Annotated in this window: 11 protein-coding genes; 6 read left to right on the forward strand and 5 right to left on the reverse strand. The window is 60.8% G+C overall.

What is annotated here, in order from left to right:
- Together AC1DZY_RS26200 and AC1DZY_RS26205 are read left to right on the forward strand one after the other, a co-directional pair.
- A partial coding sequence (locus tag AC1DZY_RS26200) for a transposase (RefSeq protein WP_476823086.1) occupies nucleotides 1–232 on the forward strand: 232 nt, incomplete at its 5' end.
- A 31-nt stretch (nucleotides 233–263) separates the two neighbouring features.
- Nucleotides 264–683: a Ros/MucR family transcriptional regulator gene (locus tag AC1DZY_RS26205; RefSeq protein ID WP_476823087.1), complete on the forward strand. Its 420-nt coding sequence runs from the start codon at nucleotides 264–266 to the stop codon at nucleotides 681–683.
- A 124-nt stretch (nucleotides 684–807) separates the two neighbouring features.
- On the opposite strand, the gene AC1DZY_RS26210 is transcribed toward AC1DZY_RS26205, so the two are convergent.
- Complete coding sequence (locus AC1DZY_RS26210) at nucleotides 808–1,089, reverse strand: hypothetical protein (RefSeq protein WP_476823088.1); 282 nt, start codon at nucleotides 1,087–1,089, stop codon at nucleotides 808–810.
- A 330-nt stretch (nucleotides 1,090–1,419) separates the two neighbouring features.
- Here AC1DZY_RS26210 and AC1DZY_RS26215 point away from each other — a divergent pair, with 330 nt between their 5' ends.
- The 3 genes from AC1DZY_RS26215 to AC1DZY_RS26225 all read left to right on the forward strand — a co-directional run bounded on the left by AC1DZY_RS26215 (nucleotide 1,420) and on the right by AC1DZY_RS26225 (nucleotide 2,371).
- A complete protein-coding gene (locus AC1DZY_RS26215; protein ID WP_476823089.1) occupies nucleotides 1,420–1,629 on the forward strand; it encodes a hypothetical protein in 210 nt (69 codons plus the stop codon).
- Nucleotides 1,630–2,027: 398 nt separating this feature from the next.
- Nucleotides 2,028–2,159 (forward strand): hypothetical protein, encoded by a 132-nt coding sequence (locus tag AC1DZY_RS26220; RefSeq protein ID WP_476823090.1) that lies wholly within the window; start codon nucleotides 2,028–2,030, stop codon nucleotides 2,157–2,159.
- Nucleotides 2,156–2,371, forward strand: a complete 216-nt coding sequence (locus AC1DZY_RS26225; protein WP_476823091.1) for a hypothetical protein — start codon at nucleotides 2,156–2,158, stop codon at nucleotides 2,369–2,371. The genes AC1DZY_RS26220 and AC1DZY_RS26225 overlap by 4 nt, the downstream gene beginning before the upstream one ends.
- A 199-nt stretch (nucleotides 2,372–2,570) precedes the next feature.
- Here AC1DZY_RS26225 and AC1DZY_RS26230 read toward each other — a convergent pair whose 3' ends face one another.
- The 3 genes from AC1DZY_RS26230 to AC1DZY_RS26240 all read right to left on the reverse strand — a co-directional run bounded on the left by AC1DZY_RS26230 (nucleotide 2,571) and on the right by AC1DZY_RS26240 (nucleotide 5,660).
- Entirely contained in the window at nucleotides 2,571–2,816 is a 246-nt protein-coding gene (locus AC1DZY_RS26230; protein WP_476823092.1) for a hypothetical protein, read from the reverse strand.
- Nucleotides 2,817–2,937: 121 nt separating this feature from the next.
- Complete coding sequence (gene rhuM, locus AC1DZY_RS26235) at nucleotides 2,938–3,939, reverse strand: RhuM family protein (RefSeq protein ID WP_476823093.1); 1,002 nt, start codon at nucleotides 3,937–3,939, stop codon at nucleotides 2,938–2,940.
- A 209-nt stretch (nucleotides 3,940–4,148) separates the two neighbouring features.
- The gene (locus tag AC1DZY_RS26240; RefSeq protein ID WP_476823094.1) at nucleotides 4,149–5,660 is read right to left on the reverse strand and encodes a methyl-accepting chemotaxis protein; all 1,512 of its coding nucleotides are present in this window, start codon (nucleotides 5,658–5,660) and stop codon (nucleotides 4,149–4,151) included.
- 1,176 nt (nucleotides 5,661–6,836) lie between these two features.
- Between AC1DZY_RS26240 and AC1DZY_RS26245 the strand changes: the two genes are divergently transcribed.
- Nucleotides 6,837–7,064 carry a hypothetical protein gene (locus AC1DZY_RS26245; protein ID WP_476823095.1) on the forward strand — a complete coding sequence of 76 codons (228 nt, stop codon included), beginning with the start codon at nucleotides 6,837–6,839 and terminating at the stop codon, nucleotides 7,062–7,064.
- Nucleotides 7,065–7,614: 550 nt separating this feature from the next.
- On the opposite strand, the gene AC1DZY_RS26250 is transcribed toward AC1DZY_RS26245, so the two are convergent.
- Nucleotides 7,615–7,846, reverse strand: a 232-nt coding sequence (locus AC1DZY_RS26250) for a transposase (RefSeq protein WP_476823086.1), incomplete at its 5' end; no start/stop codon positions are given.

Below are 7,846 nucleotides of genomic sequence, written 5' to 3' on the forward strand. Positions count from 1 at the left end.
CCCGCGCGTCGCGACCGCAACCCGCATCGCCGTCGAGATCGTCCGCCGCAAGCCCGACCAGATCGGCTTCGCCGTCCAGCCGCGGCGGTGGGTCGTCGAGCGCTTCTTCGCCTGGATCAATCGAAACAGACGGCTCTGGAAGGATGCCGAGGCCACCATCGCCTCCGCGACGGCCTTCCTCTACGCAGCCGCCGCCATGGTCCTCATCCGACGCATCGCTCGAAACTCATGAGTTCCGGGACGGACTCTAACGGAATTTCAAAATGGATGAAGACGACGCGAATTTGCTCCAGCTGTCGGCCATGATCGTTTCGGCCTACGTCGCTCACAATAACATTCGGACCGGTGATCTGATCAACCTCATCCAATCGACGAGTGCCGCGCTCCAAGGACTCGGTAAATCGCAAGCATCCGAGGCCGAACCTGTGGTGCTCACACCTGCTGTGTCGATCAAGAAATCGATCACTACTGAGGCCTTGATCTGTCTTGAGGACGGCAAGGCCTTTAAGACGCTCAAGCGGCACCTTAGCTCAAAATATGGACTGACGCCCGATCAGTACCGCGCGAAGTGGAACCTGCCCGACGACTACCCTATGGTCGCGCCCGCCTATGCTGAGCGTCGATCCGAGCTTGCTCGCTCGTCAGGACTTGGCCGAATGCCCGGTCCCCGCCCGAAACGGTGACGCAAACGGCAGCGGGTAAAACGAAGGAATACGAAGAACAGATCAGAGCGATGTGATGGTGTCGCGGCGACAAAAAAAGTGGCCCGGCCTTGTAGCCGGGCCTCCCTTGGCGGCGAATTCTATTTCAGTAGCGGTCGTAGCCGCGGTCGCGGTAGCGTCGGCCATAAGCCGGAGCCCAGGGAGGCGGGCCGCCGCGACGGTAACCATAGCCCTCGCCGCGATAGCCTCTACGGCCGCGCATTTCCTGGGTGCGCCGGATTTCCCACATCCGGTGCTCGTAGGTGTGGCGGGTGTAGCCGGCCTCGACCTGGTCGAGCGCATTTGCGCGAGAGAAGGCCTCGCTAGCTACGGCGGGATTGCCGGCGGTGCCGAGCACGATAGCTGCGGCGATTAGGATGAATCGCATTTAGGTTGCTCCTCGTTTTCGTTAAACCTCAGTAGAGAGGTCGCCGACCCAACGTTGCCTGAATGGAAATGTTCGCTTCCGTTCATCGCGGCACGGACATATCGACCACTGCATGGGGCCCGCTGAGCAAGACTGGCAGCGGCGAGGAACTGCGGCCGCAGAAACTAGTTGAGCCGCGACGGGAAGCCGCAATGGTCTGACAACCGCAACAATCGACATAACGAGGGCGGCACGCAGAGTTTTTGCAAAATCTTCGACGAAACGGAGGTCAGTTACTAAGCGTATAAGATAGCCGGGTTATGGGGGCGATGTTGAAATTGGAAAAGGTCCATGAATACACTACAGGCTAGAATGACGGACGTTGCGTCCCAGAAAATCGGGACACACACGCAGTACGAAGAAGTTATCGCACGCATCGCCGATCTAGCTGGTTGTCTGGAGGATACACCTGAAGAACGCGAGTTGGCTGATCTCTTTCTTGAGATCAAAATATGGGAAACAAAAAAGAGGCAGATGAAAGTAGTTTTTCTTGCCGATTGAAAATTTGTACGATTGAATATTAATTGCTGCCCCAAATGAATATGCTGAGCATCAAACAAATTATAATCCCCCATAGAAGACAATCGAAAATCACCTCATTGGGTGGAGTTATATTGGGGTCACTATGGGTTGGCATAGGAAGATCGTTCCAGCGTACGTTGGCCCGCTGATACGCCGGTGTCGTCGGTCCAGATCACGCGTTCAGTCTGTGCGAAGTCGGACCGCCTGCGCCGCGCTTTCATTGCTAGGGCGCCTTCGAAAAGACGGGAAGCCGAACGCTGGAGGTTAGCCGGCCGGAACTCCGCCCGGCTGCCGCCGTTGAGTCACCAACGTAGCGTTTGTCAGGTGGCGTCATGGTTGAGGTGTTGAAGGTATGCCGTCTCGGGCCCGATTGGGCCGTGAAAGACCGCAGCGGAGCGTTCTGGCATCAGACGCCGAAACGTGCCGAGGCAGAGGCCGTGGCAGCCAAGATGGCGAAGAAGAGCGGCGCGACAGTCGTCGTCCGCGACGAGCCGGGCGTGACGCGATGATCGACGTAGCACACCCTAACGCGGTCGAGGTCAAGCGTGAGCGCTGCCACGACGAAGATGGCAACCTCTATACAGTCATCGTCTGGCGTAATGACGCCAAGTCGTCGAGCGGGTTCTATACCCTCGATGACGGAACGCCGCTGCATTACGAGGATGAGTGTTATTTTGCCACGCCCAAATTCAAGCTTCTTTCACGGTGCGACGACCCATGAGGTGGTTTTGGCGCGTGTGGTTGGCAGGCGTGATAACCTGCGTCGTCGGGATTCTTTTTGCAGTGGTGCTTTCGCGCTAGCCTGTGTGGCGCCACCGCCCGGGGGGTGTCGACCGGCGGTGGCTAGGCTCGCGGATGCCTCCGGGGGAAGGCAGGTCCATCGCAACCTGGCATCGATACGCTGCCACCTCCCGTGCGGATCAGGCATCCTGTCGAACTGGCGACGCGTCACCTGCGCGGAAGGCCTTGACCGCCTGTTCGACAAGCGGCGCATCTGGGTCGGCACGCCAAATCTGGATAAATATGAAGCCCAGTCGCTCGCGTGCTGCGGATCTCGCGAGCGGGTCGATGGGCTCCACCCTCTCGATCTCGGCCCATGCGGCGTCGAAGGCCGCGGTTAGATATGCCAAGTCTTCGGGCTCAACAGCGAGCTTTCCAAACGGCATAGCGAGTTCCCCTCGCTGACGACGGGGAAATTAGACATGTTCCCCAGCAGAAAGCAAAAGCGCATTGTGCCAATGCCGGGAACCTCGCGCATGATGACGCGACGCGGTGGAAGGATCAGAGTTAGGCCCGCCGCGGCACGCGCTGCACGTCATCCGCTTTCAGCCTAACTAGCCATCGAGCATATTCGGCCTGTGCGTGCTTAACAGCGCGATCTCGGAGGTAATCTTTGTAGCCGGGGAAGACCGGATAGTCGCTCATCGTCATCAGAGCGTCGAATTTCGCTTCGAGCTGGCCCATCGTTAGTTGCCGCCCGCGTAAGGCCGCTGATTCAACGAATAGCAGAAACTGCTCGCAGAGGATGTGAAGCCGGTAAAGCTCCTCACCGTCCAGATAGTTCTTGCCGATCTTGGCCTCGTCGATCGTTGGTCGGTTTCCCTCAAATGCTTGTATGCCCATATTGGGTTCGGTGTGCTTGGCCCGGTCCAGGATAATCTCCGAAGCCGTTTTCCCAGTGACCGCGAAATGGAACTTGTCCTGCAGCCGAGCATAAAACGACCGGCATGCTGGCGATTGGGCGTCGTAGTCGCTCGACCCTTCCTTGAAGCAATCTCGAACTGAGGCATAGATGTTGCGCTCGTCGGACCGCAGCTCGCGGACCTTGGCAGCCAAGGCAGCGAGCGCTTTCGGGGCGTCCTTGAGCCGGCGCTCATTGAGAGCATACCCGTCAACGATGTACGAGCGCAGAGTTGCTGTCGCCCACTGGCGGAAGCGTGTGGCCTTCGGCCCGCTGACGCGGTATCCGACCGACAGTATCATGTCGAGGTTGTAATGGGCGACCTCGTAAATTTTCCCGTCTGGCCCAGCTTGTGCAAATTTTGCACACACTGCCGCTTCGCTTAATTCGCCCTCTGCGACGATGTTTTGAATGTGCTTGGCGATCACCGACCGGTCGCGCTCGTACAAGTCTGCGATCTGCTGCTGCGTCGCCCAGACCGTTTCTGCGGTGATGTCGACGTTGAACTCGATGCTCTGATCGCCGAGCCGGAACTGCACCAATTCCATCTCCAATTGCCGAGCAGCGGCATTGGCGGCGGCAGCGGCATCCTTCGGGGTCTTGGCCATGGACTGGTTTCCTCGATTCGCGCAATCCTACCGCACGGTCATGCGTCGTTCGAGTAGTCGCGCCGAGCAATCCACAACCGCCGGGCGTCAGATTGCGAACGCCAAGAGAACAAAAAAGCCCGGCCTCGCGCGAGCGAGACCGGGCCTTCGACCGGCTGAAGTATGGCCCGAAGCCGCGGGCGGCGCCAGGACGCCAGTTGCACTTGGCGCTATGCGACCCTTCGAATGGCGGTCATAGGCGGCATAGCACGCTTGGAACCTTGTCGGTCCGTTCGGAAGGTCGCCACCAATTCATTAAGGTGCTGGATCTGGCTCATCAGCGAGGTCGCGCTGGCGGCGCTTTCCTCGGCGAGCGCGGCGTTGGCTTGCGTCATCTCGTCCATATGGGCGACGGTCTGGCTCATCTCGTCGATGCCGTTGGCCTGCTCGGCCGAGGCCGCCGAGATGTCGGAGACGGTGGCGGAGACCTTGCGCGACGCCTCGACGATCTGGCTGAGCGCCTCGCCGGCCGAGCGGACCAGCGCCACGCCCTGCTCGACCTCGCGGCCGGATTCGCTGATCAGCGCGGTGATGTCCTTGGCCGCGTCGCCCGAGCGCTGGGCGAGCGTGCGCACCTCGGAGGCGACGACCGCGAAGCCCTTGCCGGCGTCGCCGGCACGGGCCGCCTCGACGGCGGCGTTCAGCGCCAGCAGGTTGGTCTGGAAGGCGATCTCGTCGATGACGGAGGTGATGTCGGAGATCTTCTTCGAGGCGCTTTCGATGCGGCTCATCGCATCGACGGCGTCGGTGACGATGGCGCCGCCCTTCTCGGCGACCGACATCGCCTGCTGCGCCAGAGCGACCGCCTGCTTCGAGGAGTTGGCCGACGCCTTGACGGAAGCCGCGAGCTCTTCGGTGGTCGCCGCCGTCTCCTCCAGCGAGGAGGCCTGCTCCTCGGTGCGCTTCGACAGGTCGTCGGCGCCCATGTTGATCTCGCGCGCCGAATTGCCGACATCGGCCGAGGTCGCCTGGATGGTGCGGACGGTCTCGCTGAGGCGCGCCACGGCGGTGTTGAAATCGTCGCGCAGCTTCTCGTAGTCGGCGGCGACGCCGGCATCGATCCGGCAGGTCAGGTCGCCCTTGGAGAGCAGATCGAGCCCGTTGGCCAGCAGTTCCATGACCTGGCGCTGTTCGGCGGCCAGACGCTCCTGCTCCTGGACGCGGGCGGCACGCTCGCGCTCGTTCTGCAGGCGCTGTTCGTCCGAGGCCGAGCGCGACTGCTCGGTCTCGGCTTCGAGGCGCCGCATTTCCAGGCCGTTTTGCTTGAAGACCAGGACGGTCCTGGCCATGTCGCCGACCTCGTCCTTTCGGGCATCGCCGGTCACCGCGGCGTCGTAATTGCCGGCGGCGAGTTCGCCCATCGCCTGCTTGAGGCGGTTGAGCGGGCCCGTCACCGTGCGCGACGACATCAGCATCGAGCCTGCAACACCCAGCATAATGCCGGCCAAACTGGCAATGAGCGTGAAGAGAATTGTCCGCTCGGTGGCGCCGAGCAAGGCCTTAGAGCGCACATCGAGATCATCGATCAGCCGCGTGTTGAAGCTGACAGTCTCGTTGACCAAGCTGCGAAGCTTGCCGTCGAGCGTGTTCATCACCGCGAGCGCCTTGTCGTTCTCGTCGCGCTCGCCAAGCAAAACTGCCTGATCGACTGTCGCCTTGATGCCTTTGACCTGGGCGGCCAAGTTATCGAACTGATCCTTCGCAGCTGGGAAGACCTTCGATGCAGCCGACAGGTGTCCAAGCGTCCTGCGGTAGCTTTCTTCGCTCTGTGTTTTGGCGATGGGTATCTCGGACGCACCACCCGGATATGCGATGATTTTGTACGTCTGCGCCAACAGGTCGTTGGCCGTTCGAGATGCCCTGGCAGTGAACAGGATTGCCTTGGGATCAGCGTCCAACATCGCGGCGAACTCGCTTGAGACGGTCTTCATCTCAATGGCCGCATAGGCACAAGCGCCAAGACCGATCAGGCCCATGAGGAGAATGGCGCCAACGAACTTGGTGCCAATCCTGATGTTATTCAAATTCATGACGTGCCCACCGACCTTGGATAACGACACACGGCCGTTGATCCAAAGCGTGACTCCGATCGGTTAATGCTACCTAAAACCGACCTCGATGAACGCTATTTTTACGAAAATTTGCAATAGTCTGCCGCTAAGAGTGACAGCTGGCTGGGCGGAATTTATCGACTTGGCTCTCCCTCACGGGCAAATTAGCTGCGCCTGCCTCGACCCTCTCAAGGGCCTAAGCAGGCCGGCCGCTGGCGCTTGACGTCCACAGCTGGCGTCGGCGGCCGATCTTAACAGCGGAGGTACCTGTTCACACTGACGATAGACGCTGTCCGCACTGCGGACACTTGACTGTTACTGTGCGGACAGCAGCAGGCACGCCAGGTAACAGGTTGGATCGGGCCGGCAGCGGCGTGATGTTCCCACCGTGGTTCGCAATGAATGCATCGGTTTTGGCGGTGTTGACACTGCCATCGGCGTCAAAAATGAGCAATCCCCGCTGCTTCCAGACGGTGATTGTCTTACGACTAACGCCGCGGTGGGCCGCATATTCGCTCTGAGAAGCCATTTCTTGTTGTCTTTCGTAACAGTTGTTACCCCCTTTTTATAGTCTGCACCTAGACGAATTCCGGGGTCTTGCGTCCGCTGCATGGCGGGACGCTGAAACGGTCCCTAAATAGGGGGGGGTACTCCAGGCGCTGATGGCGTCACGCCGGGGCAGCGCGGGCCACCGGCGGCGATGGCTAGCGCTCGCGGTCCAGCGTCGCCATCTACGCCGCAGGGCGCCAGCGACCCTAAGAGCAGGTGTGTGCGATGTGCGAGGCTGAGCTGCAGCGGTTAGGTCAAATGATCTATCTGGAAATTGCCAAGCAGCTTGGTCGTGACCCGCGGTGCATCGTCGATGCCGATCATGATCTGCGGTCAGTGGTCGTCGACGGCTCGGTCGATCTCGTGCGGGTCGCAGCCGCGGTCGCCAAGCGGTGCTGCCTCACGCTGCCAGATGTTGAGACTGTTTCGGACGCCAGCGCGGCGACCGAGGGTCCGCAATATAACCGCCTCAATCGCGGATCGTGAAGTCGGCAGTGGCGCCGCTGTCCGCCCGGCACCAGCGCCTCAAACACGAAACCAGCAGCAGGCCAAACAGCGTGGGTATGAACGCTGGCGCTCCGGATCAGGCGCGACTTTCACCATTGCTGCGACACTAGCGCGTGGCGCCGGCCTTGGCGCGAGACTTGCGAGACACACAAGCGCAAGAGATGGGGCGGCTCGTATGCGGGACGTGATCGAAGAGGCACTGCGCCTGTTGGGCGGCATTGGCGCCGCGGTGCTGGTGTCCTGCGCCTCGTTCACAAGCCTCGCTTGGGAACTCGATGTTGCCCGCTGCGTTTGGCGAGTGGCTTGGCCATTGGAATAGGACGGCGAAAGCAGGTGGCGTCGACCGTAAGCCGAAATATCCACCAAATCAGTTTCGCACGGTGCGGCAACCAGCAACCGCAAAGGCCAGTGCTTCGAATTGCGTCGGCATGAATGCTGGCCGTTTAGATCAGGGGCGCGGCTTCGCCAGTTGTTGAGAGAGCGTTACGCAGACTATATGCCGCCGGAACCTAAGAGTCCGTCCCGGAACTCATGAGTTTCGAGCGATGCGTCGGATGAGGACCATGGCGGCGGCTGCGTAGAGGAAGGCCGTCGCGGAGGCGATGGTGGCCTCGGCATCCTTCCAGAGCCGTCTGTTTCGATTGATCCAGGCGAAGAAGCGCTCGACGACCCACCGCCGCGGCTGGACGGCGAAGCCGATCTGGTCGGGCTTGCGGCGGACGATCTCGACGGCGATGCGGGTTGCGGTCGCGACGCGCGGG

The sequence above is a fragment of the Allobosea sp. P2_A10 genome (genome assembly GCF_056405115.1).